At 45.2% G+C, this 16,240-nt stretch carries 29 protein-coding genes and 1 tRNA gene; 28 read left to right on the forward strand and 2 right to left on the reverse strand.

Annotated features, from left to right (window positions below; all coding sequences use genetic code 11):
• From rpl4lp to IBX40_04980, 28 genes are all read left to right on the forward strand, one after another.
• Positions 1-90, forward strand: a 90-nt coding sequence (rpl4lp, locus tag IBX40_04845; GenBank protein MBE0523646.1) for a 50S ribosomal protein L4, incomplete at its 5' end; no start/stop codon positions are given.
• Complete coding sequence (locus IBX40_04850; GenBank protein MBE0523647.1) at positions 91-342, forward strand: 50S ribosomal protein L23; 252 nt, start codon at positions 91-93, stop codon at positions 340-342. It abuts the gene before it with no gap.
• A 15-nt stretch (positions 343-357) separates the two neighbouring features.
• Positions 358-1,074 carry a 50S ribosomal protein L2 gene (locus IBX40_04855; protein MBE0523648.1) on the forward strand — a complete coding sequence of 239 codons (717 nt, stop codon included), beginning with the start codon at positions 358-360 and terminating at the stop codon, positions 1,072-1,074.
• Complete coding sequence (locus IBX40_04860) at positions 1,074-1,487, forward strand: 30S ribosomal protein S19 (GenBank protein MBE0523649.1); 414 nt, start codon at positions 1,074-1,076, stop codon at positions 1,485-1,487. The genes IBX40_04855 and IBX40_04860 overlap by 1 nt, the downstream gene beginning before the upstream one ends.
• A gap of 14 nt (positions 1,488-1,501) precedes the next feature.
• A complete protein-coding gene (locus tag IBX40_04865; protein ID MBE0523650.1) occupies positions 1,502-1,957 on the forward strand; it encodes a 50S ribosomal protein L22 in 456 nt (151 codons plus the stop codon).
• Positions 1,958-1,959: 2 nt separating this feature from the next.
• Positions 1,960-2,892, forward strand: a complete 933-nt coding sequence (locus IBX40_04870) for a 30S ribosomal protein S3 (GenBank protein ID MBE0523651.1) — start codon at positions 1,960-1,962, stop codon at positions 2,890-2,892.
• A 2-nt stretch (positions 2,893-2,894) separates the two neighbouring features.
• Positions 2,895-3,095, forward strand: a complete 201-nt coding sequence (gene rpmC, locus IBX40_04875) for a 50S ribosomal protein L29 (GenBank protein ID MBE0523652.1) — start codon at positions 2,895-2,897, stop codon at positions 3,093-3,095.
• A gap of 11 nt (positions 3,096-3,106) precedes the next feature.
• Complete coding sequence (locus tag IBX40_04880) at positions 3,107-3,442, forward strand: ribonuclease P protein component 1 (protein MBE0523653.1); 336 nt, start codon at positions 3,107-3,109, stop codon at positions 3,440-3,442.
• A gap of 30 nt (positions 3,443-3,472) precedes the next feature.
• A complete protein-coding gene (locus IBX40_04885) occupies positions 3,473-3,796 on the forward strand; it encodes a 30S ribosomal protein S17 (GenBank protein MBE0523654.1) in 324 nt (107 codons plus the stop codon).
• Positions 3,793-4,191: a 50S ribosomal protein L14 gene (locus IBX40_04890; protein ID MBE0523655.1), complete on the forward strand. Its 399-nt coding sequence runs from the start codon at positions 3,793-3,795 to the stop codon at positions 4,189-4,191. The genes IBX40_04885 and IBX40_04890 overlap by 4 nt, the downstream gene beginning before the upstream one ends.
• A gap of 17 nt (positions 4,192-4,208) precedes the next feature.
• Entirely contained in the window at positions 4,209-4,574 is a 366-nt protein-coding gene (locus tag IBX40_04895) for a 50S ribosomal protein L24 (protein ID MBE0523656.1), read from the forward strand.
• A complete protein-coding gene (locus IBX40_04900; GenBank protein MBE0523657.1) occupies positions 4,571-5,287 on the forward strand; it encodes a 30S ribosomal protein S4e in 717 nt (238 codons plus the stop codon). The genes IBX40_04895 and IBX40_04900 overlap by 4 nt, the downstream gene beginning before the upstream one ends.
• On the forward strand, positions 5,280-5,798 hold the full coding sequence (locus IBX40_04905) for a 50S ribosomal protein L5 (GenBank protein ID MBE0523658.1): 519 nt from the start codon (positions 5,280-5,282) through the stop codon (positions 5,796-5,798). The genes IBX40_04900 and IBX40_04905 overlap by 8 nt, the downstream gene beginning before the upstream one ends.
• Positions 5,795-5,959 (forward strand): 30S ribosomal protein S14, encoded by a 165-nt coding sequence (locus tag IBX40_04910; protein MBE0523659.1) that lies wholly within the window; start codon positions 5,795-5,797, stop codon positions 5,957-5,959. The genes IBX40_04905 and IBX40_04910 overlap by 4 nt, the downstream gene beginning before the upstream one ends.
• Positions 5,960-5,970: 11 nt before the next feature.
• Positions 5,971-6,363 (forward strand): 30S ribosomal protein S8, encoded by a 393-nt coding sequence (locus tag IBX40_04915; protein ID MBE0523660.1) that lies wholly within the window; start codon positions 5,971-5,973, stop codon positions 6,361-6,363.
• Positions 6,364-6,373: 10 nt separating this feature from the next.
• Positions 6,374-6,910: a 50S ribosomal protein L6 gene (locus IBX40_04920; protein ID MBE0523661.1), complete on the forward strand. Its 537-nt coding sequence runs from the start codon at positions 6,374-6,376 to the stop codon at positions 6,908-6,910.
• 9 nt (positions 6,911-6,919) lie between these two features.
• Positions 6,920-7,573 carry a 50S ribosomal protein L32e gene (locus IBX40_04925; protein MBE0523662.1) on the forward strand — a complete coding sequence of 218 codons (654 nt, stop codon included), beginning with the start codon at positions 6,920-6,922 and terminating at the stop codon, positions 7,571-7,573.
• A 1-nt stretch (position 7,574) separates the two neighbouring features.
• Positions 7,575-8,027, forward strand: a complete 453-nt coding sequence (locus IBX40_04930) for a 50S ribosomal protein L19e (GenBank protein ID MBE0523663.1) — start codon at positions 7,575-7,577, stop codon at positions 8,025-8,027.
• A gap of 3 nt (positions 8,028-8,030) precedes the next feature.
• Entirely contained in the window at positions 8,031-8,555 is a 525-nt protein-coding gene (locus tag IBX40_04935) for a 50S ribosomal protein L18 (protein MBE0523664.1), read from the forward strand.
• Positions 8,556-8,558: 3 nt separating this feature from the next.
• A complete protein-coding gene (locus IBX40_04940; GenBank protein MBE0523665.1) occupies positions 8,559-9,179 on the forward strand; it encodes a 30S ribosomal protein S5 in 621 nt (206 codons plus the stop codon).
• Positions 9,179-9,640 carry a 50S ribosomal protein L30 gene (locus IBX40_04945; GenBank protein MBE0523666.1) on the forward strand — a complete coding sequence of 154 codons (462 nt, stop codon included), beginning with the start codon at positions 9,179-9,181 and terminating at the stop codon, positions 9,638-9,640. The genes IBX40_04940 and IBX40_04945 overlap by 1 nt, the downstream gene beginning before the upstream one ends.
• Positions 9,641-9,645: 5 nt before the next feature.
• Positions 9,646-10,149 (forward strand): 50S ribosomal protein L15, encoded by a 504-nt coding sequence (locus IBX40_04950; protein ID MBE0523667.1) that lies wholly within the window; start codon positions 9,646-9,648, stop codon positions 10,147-10,149.
• 96 nt (positions 10,150-10,245) lie between these two features.
• A complete protein-coding gene (gene secY / locus IBX40_04955; GenBank protein MBE0523668.1) occupies positions 10,246-11,787 on the forward strand; it encodes a preprotein translocase subunit SecY in 1,542 nt (513 codons plus the stop codon).
• Positions 11,788-12,441: an adenylate kinase gene (locus tag IBX40_04960; protein ID MBE0523669.1), complete on the forward strand. Its 654-nt coding sequence runs from the start codon at positions 11,788-11,790 to the stop codon at positions 12,439-12,441.
• A gap of 10 nt (positions 12,442-12,451) precedes the next feature.
• Complete coding sequence (locus IBX40_04965; protein ID MBE0523670.1) at positions 12,452-13,075, forward strand: DUF106 domain-containing protein; 624 nt, start codon at positions 12,452-12,454, stop codon at positions 13,073-13,075.
• A 3-nt stretch (positions 13,076-13,078) separates the two neighbouring features.
• A complete protein-coding gene (locus tag IBX40_04970) occupies positions 13,079-13,618 on the forward strand; it encodes an AAA family ATPase (protein ID MBE0523671.1) in 540 nt (179 codons plus the stop codon).
• Position 13,619: 1 nt separating this feature from the next.
• Positions 13,620-14,627 carry an RNA-guided pseudouridylation complex pseudouridine synthase subunit Cbf5 gene (locus tag IBX40_04975; GenBank protein MBE0523672.1) on the forward strand — a complete coding sequence of 336 codons (1,008 nt, stop codon included), beginning with the start codon at positions 13,620-13,622 and terminating at the stop codon, positions 14,625-14,627.
• Between the two features lie 28 nt (positions 14,628-14,655).
• A tRNA-Ser gene (locus tag IBX40_04980) sits at positions 14,656-14,740 on the forward strand.
• 111 nt (positions 14,741-14,851) lie between these two features.
• Here IBX40_04980 and IBX40_04985 read toward each other — a convergent pair.
• On the reverse strand, positions 14,852-14,998 hold the full coding sequence (locus IBX40_04985; GenBank protein MBE0523673.1) for a hypothetical protein: 147 nt from the start codon (positions 14,996-14,998) through the stop codon (positions 14,852-14,854).
• Between the two features lie 21 nt (positions 14,999-15,019).
• Entirely contained in the window at positions 15,020-15,937 is a 918-nt protein-coding gene (locus IBX40_04990) for an SEC-C domain-containing protein (GenBank protein ID MBE0523674.1), read from the reverse strand.
• Positions 15,938-16,240 lie beyond the last annotated feature (303 nt).

A 16,240-nucleotide genomic window follows, 5' to 3' on the forward strand; every position in this document is an offset into this window, starting at 1 on the left:
AATGCAGAACTGCTGGCACCAGGCACTCACGCAGGCAGGCTTGCCATCTGGACAGAGTCTGCAATACATACCTTAGGCGAGGTGGTATAAATGTCAATGATCAGGCACCCCTTCGTCACAGAAAAGGCGACCTATGTCATCGAGGAGAACAACACGCTGCAATTCATAGTGGATATCAATGCAACCAAGACTCAGATTAAGAGGGAAATCGAGAAACTGTATAATATCCCGATATTCAGCGTAAATACCATGATTACCATGAAAGGCAAGAAAAAGGCCATTGTGACCTTTGAAGGCGATAATACCGCCAGTGAACTGGCATCTAAACTTGGAATATTCTAGGGAAGGTGAAACAATATGGGAAAAAGAATCACATCACAAAATCGCGGTAAAGGCTCACCAACCTATAGAGCACCATCCCACAAATTTAAAGCTGAACTCAAACACATTAAAGTGGATATGGATGAGACTGTATATGGAGAGGTCATTGAGATAGTCCATGATCCTGCAAGAGCTACACCAATTGCACGAATAAAGCTGGATAATAATGAAGAACGTTTCATTCTAATACCTGAAGGCATTTCAGTGGGGCAGAACATAGCATGCGGAATTTCTGCAGAGATCAAGCCGGGAAATACACTGCCATTAAAAGAGATCCCTGAAGGTGTATTGTTATGCAATATTGAAAATACTCCAGGGGACGGCGGACAATTTGCCAGGGCAAGCGGGGTTTACGCAGTACTTGTAGCTCATGATGCTAACAAGACAGTAGTACAGCTCCCAAGTGGAGATATGAAATGGTTAAGCCCAAAATGCAAGGCCACAATCGGTGTGGTAGCTGGAGCAGGCAGGACAGACAAACCCTTTGTCAAGGCTGGAAAGAAATATCATAAACTCAAAACACGAGCTGCAAAGTATCCCAGGGTGCGAGGGGTTGCAATGAACGCTGTAGACCATCCGTTCGGAGGCGGCGGCTGGCAGCATCCGGGAAGACCCAAGACTGTAGGTAGAAATGCTCCGCCGGGTCGAAAGGTAGGTTCTATCGCGGCAAGAAGAACAGGAGTGAAAAGATAATGGCTAAAAAAATAACATCAAAATTACCAAAGCGAAAAGGCGAGTTTACCTACCGGGGAAAGACTCTTGAAGAGCTCAAAAAGCTGAGCCTGGAAGAGTTTACCGAACTTGTGCCTGCCAGACAACGCAGGACCATGAAGCGCGGCCTTGGTGATAAACATAAAAAAATATTACAGAATATCAAAAATGGTGACACCACCATAAAAACCCATGTTAGGGACATGATAATAATGCCTGAAATGGTGGGTCTTAATCTGGAGATACACAATGGTAAGCAGTTTGAGAAGGTCGAAGTGATTCCTGAGATGCTTGGACATTACTTTGGAGAATACTCACTGACAAGAAGGCGAGTTGCACACGGCTCGGCCGGTGTAGGGGCTACCAAGTCCAGTAAGTTCGTGCCACTCAAGTAATGGAGGAAAAGTAGATGTCAAGAATTCAATATTCAAAACAGACAGACCCTGAAACCTCATGCAAGGCTATGGGTCATGAACTCCATATCTCCCCAAGACAATCCAGGGAAATCTGCAGGGTTTTAAAAGGTATGAAGGTAGACCAGGCAGAAAATTACCTGAAAAATGTGGTAGCATTGAAACAGGCAGTTCCTTTCAAGCGGCATAATGATAGTATGGGACACCGCAAAGGCCCAATGGCAGCAGGCAGGTATCCCCAGAAAGCTGCAAAAGAATTCATTAAGATATTGGAAAATGCCAAAGCCAATGGCGAGTATAAAGGACTGGATACCGAGCGGTTGAAGATAATCCAGATAGCTCGCCAGAAGGGCCGGGTCATTAAGGGATTTATGCCCAGAGCAAGAGGTAGTTCTTCACCAAAGAATACAGAGACAGTCAATATAGAAATGATCCTTGAGGAGGTGCAGTAAACATGGGCGTCGAGAGAAAATTCGTTAAGGAAGGACTAAACAAGGCAATGATCAACGAATACTTTACCAAGCAGCTTGAGCGTGCAGGATATGGCGGAATGATCATGAACCGCACACCAATGGGCACCCAGATTACATTACAGGCTGAAAAACCAGGTATGGTTATTGGAAAGGGCGGCAAGGTCATACATAAACTAACCCGGGATATGGCTTATATATATAATGTGGATAATCCTCAGATCGATGTGCAGGAAGTTAAAGTACCTGAACTAAATGCCCAGATGATGGCTAATCGTCTTGCAAGCTCGCTTGAGAGAGGCTGGTATTTCAGAAAGGCAGGTCATAATATGTTGCGCAGGATCATGGATTGTGGAGCATTAGGCTGCGAGATCATTATTTCAGGAAAGCTGACAGGACCCAGATCAAGAGTCTCCAAGATGGTGGACGGTTACATTAAACACGCAGGTCAGCCAGCAATAGAACTTGTGGATAAAGGGTTTGCCACAGCAGTCAAGAAGCTGGGAACCCTCGGATGCAGTGTACGCATTGTACCCCCTGGTACCGAACTCCCGGGCAAGTTCCATATGCTCATGGAAGAAGCTCCCGAAGCATCTGAAGTTGAAGCACCTAAGAAAGGCATCAAGCATGTGCTGGAAAAAGCTCCTGAGAAAAAGCCTGCTATGAAGAATATCAGACAGGTTGGTAGTGCCTGGGAACACAGGCATGATGATCTGGACTGGCATCCAATGTCCACACCTCATCCAGCGGCTGTAAAACCTGCTGAAGAAGACACTCCATCAGAATCAAGTTCTGAACCAAATGCCGTTTCGATTGAAGAAGCCCGTATCCACAATGGTGAAGAAGAACACAAGCATGAAGGTTATGATTACTGGCACCCAGCCTCAAGAGTTCACAAACTCAAAGGAGAGGAATAGATATGGCCATCCTGCGAGTAGACGAGATCAGGAACATGAGCAATGAGGAAAGGCTGGATGAACTGGAAACGCTCGGTAATGAGCTTATCAGGGAGCGTGCCATAGCATCGGCCGGAGGTGCCCCTGAAAACCCGGGCCGCATCGGAGAGATACGCCGAACCATAGCCAGGATAAAGACTATCCAGAAGGAGCTCGGTGATTAAGGAGGATAATAATGCAGATATCACCACAAAACCTCATGCATCACGAATTGATAGGTCTCGAGGTAGAGGTGGTAGACAGCACCAATAATACTCAAATAGGAATTAAAGGAAAAGTGATAGACGAAACAAAAAATACTCTGAAGATCGAAGTGGACAGCGGTCAGGTAAAGATCCTGCCTAAAATCCACACACACTTCATATTCACAATACCCGCCCCATCAGGTAGACGTTACCTGCCTGATCAACATATGCGGGTCAAAGTCGATGGATCGTTATTGCACTCACAACCCGAAAATCGTATCCAGACTAAGTTCAAAAAAAGCATTAGAAGACGAATAAATCGATAATAAATATTATAAAATAATGAGGAAATTAAGATGACGCGAGATATTGGGTTGGACGTTAAGGCACCTGAAACAGAGTGTAATGACATTAATTGTCCGTTCCATGGCACTCTGTCGGTCAGAGGACAGGTTTTCACTGGTTCTGTGGTCAGCAGCAAAATGGAACAGACAGTAGTTGTCAAGCGCACCTCCGAGAAATTAATCACAAAATACGAGCGATACGAGAAGCGGCAGTCAAAAATGCGTGTTCATAACCCGCCTTGTATTAATGCTGTTGAAGGAGACATTGTCAAGGTTGCCGAATGCAGGCCACTTAGCAAGACCAAGACCTTTGTAGTGATCGAGGTGGCAAAATGATAGGGATAAAAGCTAACATACCCCGCTCTTTAAATGCTGGTGCCAAGCTGGATTGTGTAGACAATACCGGTGCCAGGCAGGTGGAGATCATATCTGTGAAGCAGTACAGAGGTGTCAAGAACAGGATGCCTAAGGCAGGGATCGGCGATATGTGCGTGGTAAGTGTGAAAAAAGGCACGCCAGAGATGAGAAAGCAGATTCTAAAAGCAGTTGTAGTGCGGCAGAAAAAAGAATTCAAGCGCCCTGATGGTCTGAGAGTTTCATTTGAGGATAATGCTGTAGTGATCACTGATGATTCCGGCGTTCCTAAAGGTACTGAGATCAAAGGCCCGGTGGCAAGAGAAGCAGCAGAGCGGTTCAGCAAGATAGCTTCAGCGGCTTCAATTATTGTTTGAGGTGTGTAGCGATGAAGATTAAATCCAAACAACCAAGAAAACAGAGAAAAGCACGCTACAATGCATCGCTGCATCAGCGCCAGAAATTGATGAGTGCCCCACTGAGTCCTGAGTTGAAAGACAAATATAACAAGCGAAACTTACCAGTAAAAGTGGATGATACTGTAATGGTAATGCGTGGCGATCATACGGGCACTGAGGGTAAAGTCGAACTTGTGGATCTGAAACACGGCATCATAGTAGTCGAGGGTGTAAGTGTCCCAAAAGCAGATGGAACTGAAGTTCCAAGACCCATATACCCATCCAATGTAATGATCACAAAATTAGAACTCAAAGACAAGATACGAGAGAATACACTATCAAGAGGAGGCGAACAAGAGTGAGCAGACATCAAAAAAGAGTAGCAGCTCCAAAAAGTTGGCCCATTTCAAAGAAGACTAATATATGGGTGACCAAACCCAATCCAGGTCCACATTCCCATGATAATTCGATCCCGCTGGGAGTGCTTATCAGGGACATATTGAAACTGACCGATAATCTGAGGGAGGCAAAGCGGGTCCTGAACGAAGGCAATGTGCTGGTTGACGGCATAGTCAGAAAGGACCATAAGTTCCCTGTAGGGATATTTGACGTGGTGCAGTTCCCAAAGCTCCGGATAAGTTACCGGGTTCTCCTTAATCCCAGGGGTCGGCTGATGGTCAATGAACTGGATGTTGCAGATCCCAAGAAACCCTGCAAAATCCTTAATAAATCAGTAATAAAAGGCGGCAGGTTCCAGCTTAACCTCCATGATGGTACTAATATCTTGGCTAGTAATGAGTACAAGTCAAACGACATTGTTATTCTTGATATACCTGGCAAGACCATCCACAAACATATCAAATATGAACCAGGGAACCTGGCTGTGGTCACTGGCGGCACCCATTCCGGGGAACTGGCCAATATCAAAGAGATCAAAAAGGTACGCAGCAGCAGGCACAATATGGTAGTACTGACCAAAGAAGACGGTACCGATTTCGAGACCATTGAGGATTACGTGTTCGTTGTGGGCACTGATAAACCAGAGATCAACCTGGGAGGTGCTGTCCATGAGTAAAGATAATGTTATGAGGACGCCGAAAATCGATAAGGTCACGGTCCATATTGGCGTGGGCGAGAGCGGTGAGAGGCTCAATAATGCAGAAGATATCCTGCAAACCATAGCCCAGCAGAAGAGTGTAAGAACAAAAGCTAAACGTACTCTGCAGACCTTTAGCATTAAGAAAGGCGAACCTATCGGGTGCAAAGTGACCCTGCGGGGTGAACTGGCAGAGAATTTCCTACGCACCAGCCTTGGCATTGTGGAGAACCAGTTGAAGGCATCCCAGTTCGACCGGACCGGGAATTTCAATTTCGGAATTGAGGAACATACTGATTTTCCGGGAATGAAATATGATCCCAATATAGGTATCTTTGGCATGGACGTGACAGTATCCCTGATCAGACCAGGTTACAGGATCAGCAGGCGGAAGATCATACAAAGCAAGATCCCAACCCGTCATAAATTGACCCCGGACGATGCAATGACCTTTATTAAAGAATCATATGGTGCGGAGGTAGTGGCATGAACGAAGAAACCACTGAAATCGAGAAGAAGTTCGGTCGAGGTGCCAATCAGTGCCGCAGATGCGGTCGCCAACAGGGACTGGTAAGGAAATATGGAATCTATCTATGTCGGCAATGTTTTAGAGAGATTGCACCGGACATGGGATTCTCAAAATATTCGTGAGGTAAAGGAAAATGGTATTATTAGATCCCCTGGCAGATGCACTCTCCACAATAAAGAATGCAGAGAGTACAGGCAAACCCGACTGTGTTATCCATCCCGCTTCAAAACTGATCAGCAATGTACTGAAGATCATGCAGGATTTGGGCTATATCGGGAACTTTGAGTTCATAGACGACGGGAAGTCGGGCATGATAAAAGTAGAATTGAAAGGCAAGATCAACAAATGCGGTGTTATTAAACCCAGATCATCAGTTGGCTACAAGGACTTTGAGAAATTTGAAAAGAGGTATCTTCCGGCCCGGAATTTCGGTGCACTGATACTTACTACACCCAAAGGTGTTTCCTCTCATTATGATGCCAGAAGCATGAACACGGGCGGACAACTGCTGGCTTACGTGTACTGAGGTGTGAAAAATGGTAAAAGAATTGAAAAAGACCCTGGAAATTCCTGATGGTGTGAATGTGGTCATGGACGGGAACAATGTTTCAGTGACCGGTCCCAATGGTGCCACTGTCAGAGAACTGTGGTATCCCGGGATCATCATAACCCAGGAGGGAACCCAGGTCATTGTTGATTCGCCCAATCCCCGGAAAAAACAGCAGGCTATGATGGGTACCCTGTCATCACATATCAATAATATGATAAAAGGTGTGACTGAGGGTTATACCTATAAAATGAAAGTAGTATTCGCTCACTTCCCGATCCAGTTGAAGGTAGAGGGAGAGTATCTGAATATCGGAAATTTCCTTGGTGAGAAAAAGCCGAGAAAAGCCAGGATATTGGGTGACACAAAGGTAGTGGCCAAAGGAGACGAGGTAGTAGTATCTGGTATCAATAAAGAATATGTGGGCCAGACCGCTGCAAATATCCAGCAGGCAACCAAGATCAAACGATTCGATCCTCGGGTGTTCCAGGACGGCATATACGTCGTGGAGAAGACGACAGCGTAGGTGATGATGATGAAAGAAGATATAATTAAAGAATTCACTTCATTAAAAGGCGTTGGTGAATCAGAAGCCGAAGCCCTATATGAGGCAGGTTACGAATCAATTGAAGAGTTAGCCGATGCAACTGTTGAAGAGTTATCTGAGGTAAAAGAGATTACACCAGCCCTGGCAAAGGGCATTAAGGATCTGGTCTCCTCGGAAACAGTGACTATAGCAGAAGATAAAACTGATGAAGAGATCATTGAAGTCCCAACAGCAGAACTTGAGATGGATCCGGAATCTCTTAGATTGCTGAAGGTCAGGAAGAAGCAGAAACTTAAGAAACCTCATTTTGTCCAGACCGATTATCATAAGAAAAAGAGGCTAAAAGACACATGGAGAAAACCCAAAGGACTTCATAACAAGAAGCGCCGGTATATCCTTGGCAAGGGTGAGATGGCAAGGCCAGGATACGGAAGTCCTACAGCAGTAAAGGGTCTGCATCCTTCAGGTTTCATAGAGGTTCTTCTGAATAGGGTTCAGGACGTGGACAATGTAAATCCCAATAAACAGGCCATCCGCATTGCCAGGACCGTGGGTCAGCGTAAGCGACTGGATATAGTTAAGAAAGCCAGAAGCCTGGGATTGAAGATTGTCAATCCACCACTTGAAAAAGGGGATGAGTGAAATGTCTGATCTTAAAAATCAGCGGGTAATTGCAGCTCATGTACTGGATGTTGGTGTCAATCGTATATGGATGGACCATGAAGCAGAAGAAGAAATTGCCACAGCCATTACCCGTCAGGATATCAAGGAACTTATACAAAAAGGTGTGATCAAAGCAAGACCAATAATTGGTGTGTCCAGGGGTAGAGCCCGCAAATTAGATGCCAAGAGGGCATATGGACACCGCAAGGGCCATGGTTCGAGAAAAGGGGCAAAAGGTGCCCGTAATCCCAAGAAACAGCTCTGGATGAAGAAGATCCGGGCTTTAAGGCGCCGGCTTCACGAACTAAAGGACGAGAATACAATTGACACATCAACATATTGCAAAATGTACCGCAAAGCAAAAGGCGGAGAATATAGGAACGTAGCTCACATGGAAGCACATATCGAATCTCATACACATGGGGGGGACTGAATCATGGCAACCGGACCAAGATATAAAGTACCGTTCAGACGCAGGAGAGAAGGAAAGACCGATTATCATCAGCGTCTTAAGCTGATAATATCAAAACGCCCCCGGATCGTAGCTCGGAAAAGCCTGCGGCATATGAGACTCCAGATGGTTACACCCAAACCGGAGGGTGACATCACAATGGTCCATGCAGATTCCAGTGAACTTGCCACATACGGATATACCGGTCCTACCGGAAACACTTCGGCAGCATACCTCACAGGACTGCTTTTCGGATATAAGGCCCAGAAGGAAGGTTTTGACAATGCCATTTTGGACATGGGACTGCAGGTCTCATCAAAGGGCTGCAGGGTGTATGCCGCATTGAAAGGTATAGTGGATTCAGGACTTGATGTACCCCATGACCCCGAGATATTCCCTGAAGATTCCAGAATAAATGGCGAAGATAACAAGGAATATACAGGTACCGACATTCCTTCCATGTTCGAACAAACCCAGACTAAGATTAATGAAGAATTCGGGGAGGACTAAAGTATGGCATATAATTATGAATCAGAATGGATCCCTAAAACCAGATTAGGAAACCTGGTTAAGGAAGGACAGGTGACCTCAATGGAGGAAGCCCTGAAGTCGGGACTGCCAATTAAGGAATATCAACTCGTGGACCAACTGCTTCCTGAACTTAAGGAAGAAGTACTTGATATTAATATGGTCCAGAGAATGACCGACTCAGGAAGGCGCGTGAAATTCAGAGCCACAGTAGTGGTGGGTAATGAGGACGGGTTTATTGGAATAGGCCAGGGTAAGGATGTCCAGGTGGGCCCTGCCATCAGGAAAGCCATTGACACGGCCAAGATCAATATTGCTTCTATTAAAAGAGGCTGCGGTTCCTGGGAATGCGGATGCGGGACCGAACATACTGTACCATTTGAAGTGGTCGGAAAGATGGGCAGTGTCAAGGTCATTCTGAAACCTGCACCCCGCGGCCTGGGACTGGCTTCAGGCAGCACAGCTAAGACTGTGATGCAGATGGCCGGGATCAAGGACGTTTGGACAAGGACCGAAGGTCAGACCAGAACTACCCTGAATTTCGCCAAAGCCACCTTTGAAGCATTGAAGAAAACAACTGTAATCCGTACATTGGAGGCAGTATAATGTATACAGCAATACGGATTCGAAGTACGGTTAATACCAGGCCCGAGATCAAAGATACCCTGAATATGCTCAGGCTAAACAGGAATAATCACTGTGTAGTGTTGAACGAGAATCCCCATACCAAAGGCATGATCCAGAAAGTGAAGGATTATGTGGCATGGGGTAATATTTCCCAGGAAGCACTGGCCCAGTTATTACACAACAGAGGCGAACTGGAAGGTGGTGTCAAATTATCTGATGAATATTTGAAAGATCATTCATCTTATGACAGTATCGATGCTTTAGCACAGGCCATCTATGCAGGTGAAGTATCTATGAGGGATGTACCTGGATTGAAACCGTTGTTCAGACTTCATCCGCCCAGAAAGGGCCATAAAGGTATCAAGAAAACTGTGCCTCAGGGTGGAGAATTGGGATTCCATGGTGACGGTATTAACGACCTTCTCAACAAGATGAGGTGAATAAAATGAAGAAGAACGTGACCAAATTCAGAGGTTCCAGGACATGCGGTGGCGGTACCTCTAAGAATAGAAGAGGTGGAGGCAGTCGCGGTGGTCGGGGTAAGGCTGGCGGATGTAAACACCATTTTGTGCGCAATTATATGCAAGGGATAGCCTATGGTAAACACGGGTTCAAACGGCCCCAGAAGTCGATCTCATATGAGTCCATTGTGAATGTGGGTGAACTGGATGAACTGGTACAGCAGCTGGTTGTGGAAGGGTTAGCTCAAAAAAATGGTGATGTGTTCCATATAAATCTGATAGATCTTGAATATCCTATTGACAAAGTGTTGGGTAACGGGACAATTACTAAACCCATGGTTATTACGGTCTCTAAATGCAGTGCAAAGGCAGAGTATAAGATCGAGGAAGCCGGTGGGAAAGTTATAGAATTCCAGGCTCCCGAAATGGAAGTTGCAGATGCTGACATTCCAGCATCCGATGTTGAAGAAGATGTCGATCAATCATAATAAATAAATAAAAATCAATAGATAGAAAACAATAAGGTTAAATTATTGTTTTTCTATTTATTACTTTATTACAGGTTATAATATCAGGTGCATTTGATGACTTTTAAGGACACCATCGAACCATTTTTAAGACAACTTCCCGCTGTATCGAGACCTGAAGGGCATGTTCATTTCAAAAAGAAGCTGGGGTGGACAGTAGGGATACTGCTGATGTATTTTGCTCTTTCTAATGTTCCTCTTTTTGGCATGTCACCAGAATCAGTGGATCTTTTCGAGCAGTACAGGGCATTCTTTGCAGGGGCTTCTGGCTCACTAATGCTGTTAGGTATAGGCCCCATAGTTACCGCGTCCATTGTGCTGCAGTTGTTGGTGGGTGCCGATGTTATAAAGATGGATATGAGCAATCCTCAGGATCAGGCTATCTTCCAGGGTGCCCAGAAACTATTGGTCTTTGTAATGATAGTACTGGAAGGGCTGCCCCAGATAATAGGCGGATTTATCAAACCAGATACAGGTCTGGCCACAGTGTTGGCAAATGATTTCAATCTCTCAATGGCTGGAGGATTGGATCTGGTAATTCTAATTATATTTATTCAAATATTCATAGGCGGAACCCTTGTCCTGTTCATGGATGAGGTGGTATCCAAGTGGGGTATCGGCTCTGGTGTGGGATTGTTCATTGTTGCAGGCGTTGCCCAGTCTATTGTGACCGGCCTGTTCAGCATCAGCCGCCCTGGTGGTCCTGGTAGTGCTCCTGTGGGTGTGCTGCCCAAATGGCTGTATTTTACCACAGATATTGGATTGGGTAATATTTTTTCAGGTAACATTTTTCAGAACGTGTTTATAGATGGTGGCATCCTTGCACTTATCACCACTGTGATAATATTCCTTGGTGTGGTGTACGTGGAATCAACCCGGATCGAGATCCCGTTGGCGCACAGTGCTGTAAGGGGTGCAAGGGGAAGATTCCCTGTAAAGCTCATATATGCAAGTGTACTGCCCATGATCCTGGTAAGGGCACTGCAGGCCAACATCCAGATGGTGGGTTTGTTGTTATATAGTAAAGGTGTAACGTTTTTAGGAGGATTCACGGGCAATACCGCAACAAGCGGCTTGATGTATTATCTTGCCCCCCTTAATAGTCCCAGGGATTGGATCCCCAGCCTTGTTTCCCAAAATTTTGGTGAACTCAATACCCAGTATGCAAATACTACCGGTTTTGTACCAGTAACCACACCTGCTATCTGGCAGATCGGACTACATGTTTTTGTTGATGCGTTTATGTTGATATTTGGCGGTATCCTATTTGCACTGTTCTGGGTAGAGACCACAGGTATGAATGCAAAGAACACGGCCCAAAAGATACACAATTCAGGTATGCAGATACCAGGATTTAGAAGGAATATCGATAGTATTGAAAAGGTCATGAAGCGGTACATCCCCAGAGTTACGATCATTGGCGGTGCATTTATTGGTCTTTTGACCTTAGTGGCCAGTCTTATGGGTACGCTTGGAGGTGCAGGAGGTACGGGTCTCTTATTGGCTGTGAGTATTGTATATCGATTATATGAAGACCTGGCAAGCGAGCAGATGATGGAGATGCACCCAATGATGAGGCAGTTCCTTGGAGGGACCTGAATGGTAAACCTGGTTTTATTAGGAGCGCCTGGTGCCGGGAAAGGTACCCAGGCCAAGATGCTGGCAGATAAATATCATATACCCCACATATCCACGGGTGATATCCTCAGGGAGAACCTGCAATACGGGACCCAACTGGGACTAAAGGCAAAACAATACATGGACAGGGGTGAACTTGTACCCGATAGTTTGCTAATAGATATTATTAAGGAAAGACTATCAAAGCCAGATACAGAAGTTGGATATCTTCTGGACGGATTTCCCAGGACTATTCCACAAGCAGAGGCGCTGGAGATTATCATTGAAGATCTGGGGAAAGGGCTTGATGGAGTAATTGATATCGAGGTTAACGACAACGAACTGGTGGCCAGACTGGCAGGACGGAGAATGTGCAGATGTGGTGCCAGTTATCACGTAAAGTTCAACCTACCGAAAAAAGAAGGGCTATGTGATATTTGTGGAGGTGAGTTGTACCAGCGGGACGATGATACCGAATCTGCTGTGAAAACAAGGCTTAAGGCTTATTACAAACAGACACATCCCCTGATTGATTTTTATTCTGAAAGACAATTGCTCCAGACTGTTAATGGTACCGGCAGTATTGAGGATATCTTCCAGGAGATCACTGCAGTAGTAGATAACATAACTGGGTAGGAAAAAAAAAATGGCAAACTCCAATTGGAAGGATATACTGGAAAAAGCGGCACTTGCCCTCGGATTCGGCATGATCATAGGGATAATGGTGCTTGGTCAATCATTCAGATTACAGGTTGGGGAGTTTGTAGAAATACTTCTTGGACCACTTCCCCGTATTCTGCCTTTCCATATCATGCTCTTTGTCATGGCAGCCATTACCGGATTGTATGCATCACTGATCCAGAAATATACCATGGACTGGGATCTAATGCACAGGGTCCAGGACCAGATGAAAGGATTCCAGAAAGAGTTCAGGGAAGCCCAGCTTGCTGACAACCAGGCCAAGGTCAAGAAACTGGAAGCACAGCGGTCAGTCATGATGGAAGACCAGATGAAGATGAGCAAACAGCAGTTCAAGCCAATGGCATTTATCAGTATCATATCACTGCCGCTATTCATGTGGGCGTATCTTTTTATCAGTCAGCACTCAGACCCATCCCAAATTCCTATCATGGTATTTCCGTTCTGGGGTGAGAAGCAGCTTACACAATTTGCACTGGGTCCTATCCAGTACTGGATATACTGGTATTTCATTTGCAGTCTGCCTATCAGCCAGATCATACGCAAGAGTCTGAACATCGGCGGCGTTTGAATTATGATAATCACTGTCAGCGGTCCACCAGGCAGTGGAAAGAGTACACTTTCAAAAACCGTAGCTGATCACTTCAGATTGACCCTGATATCCTCGGGAGATGTATTCAGGGCTATGGCAGAGGAAAGGGGTGTTGGTCTGGAGGAGTTCGGGAAGATCGCAGAATCTGACCCTGTCATCGACAAAGCGATCGACAAACGGCAGATGGAACTTTCAAAACATTCCGGAGATTTTTTGTTTGAAGGCAGGCTTTCAGGCTGGTTCATTGAGGCTGACCTTAAGATAATGCTTAAGACCGATGTGGAAGTTAGAGCAAGGCGCATCTCCCAAAGAGAGGAGATCTCTTTTAAGCAGGCCATGCATGAGACCATGATCAGGCAGCAGAGTGAAGCTAAGCGGTATAAAGATTATTATAATATCGATATAGCCGATCTGACCCCTTATGACCTGGTGATGGAGTCCAGTGTATGGGACCCGGAAGCAACTGCAAAGATCGCTATTACTGCTATTGAGTTAATGAAGGAAAAAAGACAGAGGGGTTAGATTGGAATACACATTACCTTCAGATACTGTGAGAGAGCTTAAGGAAAAAACCGAGGATGTTACAGATCTGGCCTACGGCTGCTTGCCTGAGCGCCGCCCCATCATGGAACACATTAAATTTGGTGTAATAAATCTTGATAAGCCGGCTGGTCCTACCAGCCATGAGGTTGTGTCATGGGTCAAGAAGATCCTGGATCTTCCCAAAGCCGGCCACAGTGGAACCCTGGACCCCAAGGTCACAGGACTATTGCCCATTATGCTTGGGAATGCCACAAAATCAGTTGGCGCGCTTGTAAAAGCGGGTAAAGAATATATATGTTTAATGAAATTACACTCCACCGTAAAGAAGACCTATATCCAGCGATGTGCCCGGGAATTTACCGGCCCGATCTACCAGAAACCGCCCGTAAAATCAGCAGTTCGGCGCGACCTGAGGATACGCAATATCTATTACAATGATATAGTGGAGATCCATGGTACTGATGTGCTGATGAGAGTGGGCTGTGAGGCCGGAACCTATATCAGGAAGCTTTGCCATGATATGGGCGAAGCACTGGGAACAGGCGCCCAGATGAAGGAGTTGAGGCGCACCAGAGCAGGTCCTTTCAGGGAAGATGACAGCTTGATCACGCTGTTCGATCTGAAGGATGCCATGGTGATGTATCAGGAGACAGGTGACGAGAGCGAACTTAGGCGCGTGATACAGCCTATGGAAATGGGACTGGTGCATATGCCCAGGATCATTATCCGTGACAGTGCCGTTGATGCCATCTGCCACGGTGCAAGCCTGGCCGCACCCGGTGTGGTGAAGGTGGATACCGGGATAGAGGCTGGCGACAATGTGCTTGTCATGTCCCTGAAAGGAGAAGCAGTTGCCCTTGCAAAAGCCGGGATGGATACCGATACCATACTCAAGGATGAGACCGGTATTGTAGCTGCAACCAGGCGGGTGCTGATGCTTGAAGGTACATATCCCAAGGGCTGGATAACAAAATCAGAAAAAAAATAAAGGACTGATCTTTTCAGTCGACTAAATTGCCGAGATAGTCTAGCGGTAGGGCGCAAGCCTGGAAAGCTTGTGGGGCTTGGTTCCCCTCGGGAGTTCGAATCTCCCTCTCGGCGCTTTTTTTCCTGAATCCGAGGATTCTAAAAATAACCTCGATGATATTATATACAATACAAAAAATGACTTTGTTATCAAAATCTGTCCCGATCTCAGGCATACCGGTTATTTTACAGAAGTTCACCAATATCCTTTTCAAGACTTGCTAATCTATCCACGACTACATCTATTTCACAATCGCATTCCAAAAATGCACGATTGTATATCTCTCGAGCTTTTTCATGATCTTTTAACACACCAAGTTTAAAAGCATACATGTCCCCCCAGCCGATATATCCTCAGACATTATATGGAAATCTTTCGATCAGTTCCTTGAAGAGCCTGTCAGCAGTTGTGACATCCCCAAGTGAATCATATGATTCGGCTTCGGCTCTTAGCATATTGTGTATAATTGAATTATTGGAATCAGGGAAGATCTGGCAAAAATCGTGGCAAAATTGTATTCTTTTTGTGAAATAAGCACTGTTTCCAAGACCTGCATTGTGGAGTTCCATCTTAAAATCCTGGCACCAGTTAAAGATGCATTGTGTCATAGGAATGAATTCATCAGCGTCCTCGACAGACGTAATATCCAAAGGTACTATGTCCTTGATCATGTTCCATGCATGGTCCCACTTTTCCATGGCTTCGTCAACAGCTCTTCTTTCAATGCATTCATAGCCTTCCTGCATCTTATCGTCAATCATTTCCAGATTATAACAATCTGGCATGATCCTGTTCCACAGTTCAAGTATTGCAAGCCAGACGAAATCTTCGTCCAGGCGATTTACCAGGACCATATCATCATAGTAATGGTCTTCAGCCAGATCGCTCGCAGAAACATATCCTTCAACCTGTTTTTTGAATTGGTTTATATCAAAGTTAATGCTCATGGTACTTAATTTCGCGATTATGTCGCTGGCACTCATTTTTTTCAATTTGTCGCGAGTCCATAACTGGTCCATAAGGGTATCAATGTCTACTCCTTTGTTGAGAAAAGATTTCTTGAATGCTTCAAATTCAGTAGCATGCTTTGTTATGTACTCGTTGAAATTCGTCGGATATGGCATACCTGTACGTTGCAACCCCGATACTGGATTCTGTGTATTTGCAGTTGCAGGATTATTTTCTGCCCTCTTTATTTTCAAACAACAACGCTTGTATTTTAGTCCTGAACCGCATGGGCACGGATCGTTTCTACCTGGTTTAGATGTCATCTTGATCCACCACTTCTATTTTTACTGCTTGATGACTGCAAGGATATAATTGTTTATTTCCTTTTCTGCAGACTTTTTATTATTTTGTTGGATGATTCGGAAAACCGCAGAGGAACGCAGAGAAAAATAACAACGAAAACCAATTTTATTTACCCTCTTGCTGTAAATTTCGGATGTTTCTTTCGATTGAACGTGTGGTTACGCCAATTATTTCTGCAAGTTCCGCGGTATTGTTATCTGGTCATTTGATGAGACTTTTTATTTTCTTGTGATTGAATTAGGAACTAGCCAGAATAAGTAATT

Source organism: Methanosarcinales archaeon, assembly GCA_014859725.1.
Classification (GTDB): domain Archaea; phylum Halobacteriota; class Methanosarcinia; order Methanosarcinales; family Methanocomedenaceae; genus Kmv04.

Bases quoted from the DNA above. Each gene is read 5' to 3' on its own strand.
- IBX40_04850 (MBE0523647.1), top strand. From the start codon at position 91: ATGTCAATGATCAGGCACCCCTTCGTCACAGAAAAGGCGACCTATGTC.
- IBX40_04855 (MBE0523648.1), top strand. From the start codon at position 358: ATGGGAAAAAGAATCACATCACAAAATCGCGGTAAAGGCTCACCAACC.
- IBX40_04860 (MBE0523649.1), top strand. From the start codon at position 1,074: ATGGCTAAAAAAATAACATCAAAATTACCAAAGCGAAAAGGCGAGTTT.
- IBX40_04865 (MBE0523650.1), top strand. From the start codon at position 1,502: ATGTCAAGAATTCAATATTCAAAACAGACAGACCCTGAAACCTCATGC.
- IBX40_04870 (MBE0523651.1), top strand. From the start codon at position 1,960: ATGGGCGTCGAGAGAAAATTCGTTAAGGAAGGACTAAACAAGGCAATG.
- rpmC (MBE0523652.1), top strand. From the start codon at position 2,895: ATGGCCATCCTGCGAGTAGACGAGATCAGGAACATGAGCAATGAGGAA.
- IBX40_04880 (MBE0523653.1), top strand. From the start codon at position 3,107: ATGCAGATATCACCACAAAACCTCATGCATCACGAATTGATAGGTCTC.
- IBX40_04885 (MBE0523654.1), top strand. From the start codon at position 3,473: ATGACGCGAGATATTGGGTTGGACGTTAAGGCACCTGAAACAGAGTGT.
- IBX40_04890 (MBE0523655.1), top strand. From the start codon at position 3,793: ATGATAGGGATAAAAGCTAACATACCCCGCTCTTTAAATGCTGGTGCC.
- IBX40_04905 (MBE0523658.1), top strand. From the start codon at position 5,280: ATGAGTAAAGATAATGTTATGAGGACGCCGAAAATCGATAAGGTCACG.
- IBX40_04910 (MBE0523659.1), top strand. From the start codon at position 5,795: ATGAACGAAGAAACCACTGAAATCGAGAAGAAGTTCGGTCGAGGTGCC.
- IBX40_04915 (MBE0523660.1), top strand. From the start codon at position 5,971: ATGGTATTATTAGATCCCCTGGCAGATGCACTCTCCACAATAAAGAAT.
- IBX40_04920 (MBE0523661.1), top strand. From the start codon at position 6,374: ATGGTAAAAGAATTGAAAAAGACCCTGGAAATTCCTGATGGTGTGAAT.
- IBX40_04925 (MBE0523662.1), top strand. From the start codon at position 6,920: ATGAAAGAAGATATAATTAAAGAATTCACTTCATTAAAAGGCGTTGGT.
- IBX40_04930 (MBE0523663.1), top strand. From the start codon at position 7,575: ATGTCTGATCTTAAAAATCAGCGGGTAATTGCAGCTCATGTACTGGAT.
- IBX40_04935 (MBE0523664.1), top strand. From the start codon at position 8,031: ATGGCAACCGGACCAAGATATAAAGTACCGTTCAGACGCAGGAGAGAA.
- IBX40_04940 (MBE0523665.1), top strand. From the start codon at position 8,559: ATGGCATATAATTATGAATCAGAATGGATCCCTAAAACCAGATTAGGA.
- IBX40_04945 (MBE0523666.1), top strand. From the start codon at position 9,179: ATGTATACAGCAATACGGATTCGAAGTACGGTTAATACCAGGCCCGAG.
- IBX40_04950 (MBE0523667.1), top strand. From the start codon at position 9,646: ATGAAGAAGAACGTGACCAAATTCAGAGGTTCCAGGACATGCGGTGGC.
- secY (MBE0523668.1), top strand. From the start codon at position 10,246: ATGACTTTTAAGGACACCATCGAACCATTTTTAAGACAACTTCCCGCT.
- IBX40_04960 (MBE0523669.1), top strand. From the start codon at position 11,788: ATGGTAAACCTGGTTTTATTAGGAGCGCCTGGTGCCGGGAAAGGTACC.
- IBX40_04965 (MBE0523670.1), top strand. From the start codon at position 12,452: ATGGCAAACTCCAATTGGAAGGATATACTGGAAAAAGCGGCACTTGCC.
- IBX40_04970 (MBE0523671.1), top strand. From the start codon at position 13,079: ATGATAATCACTGTCAGCGGTCCACCAGGCAGTGGAAAGAGTACACTT.
- IBX40_04985 (MBE0523673.1), bottom strand. From the start codon at position 14,998: ATGTATGCTTTTAAACTTGGTGTGTTAAAAGATCATGAAAAAGCTCGA.
- IBX40_04990 (MBE0523674.1), bottom strand. From the start codon at position 15,937: ATGACATCTAAACCAGGTAGAAACGATCCGTGCCCATGCGGTTCAGGA.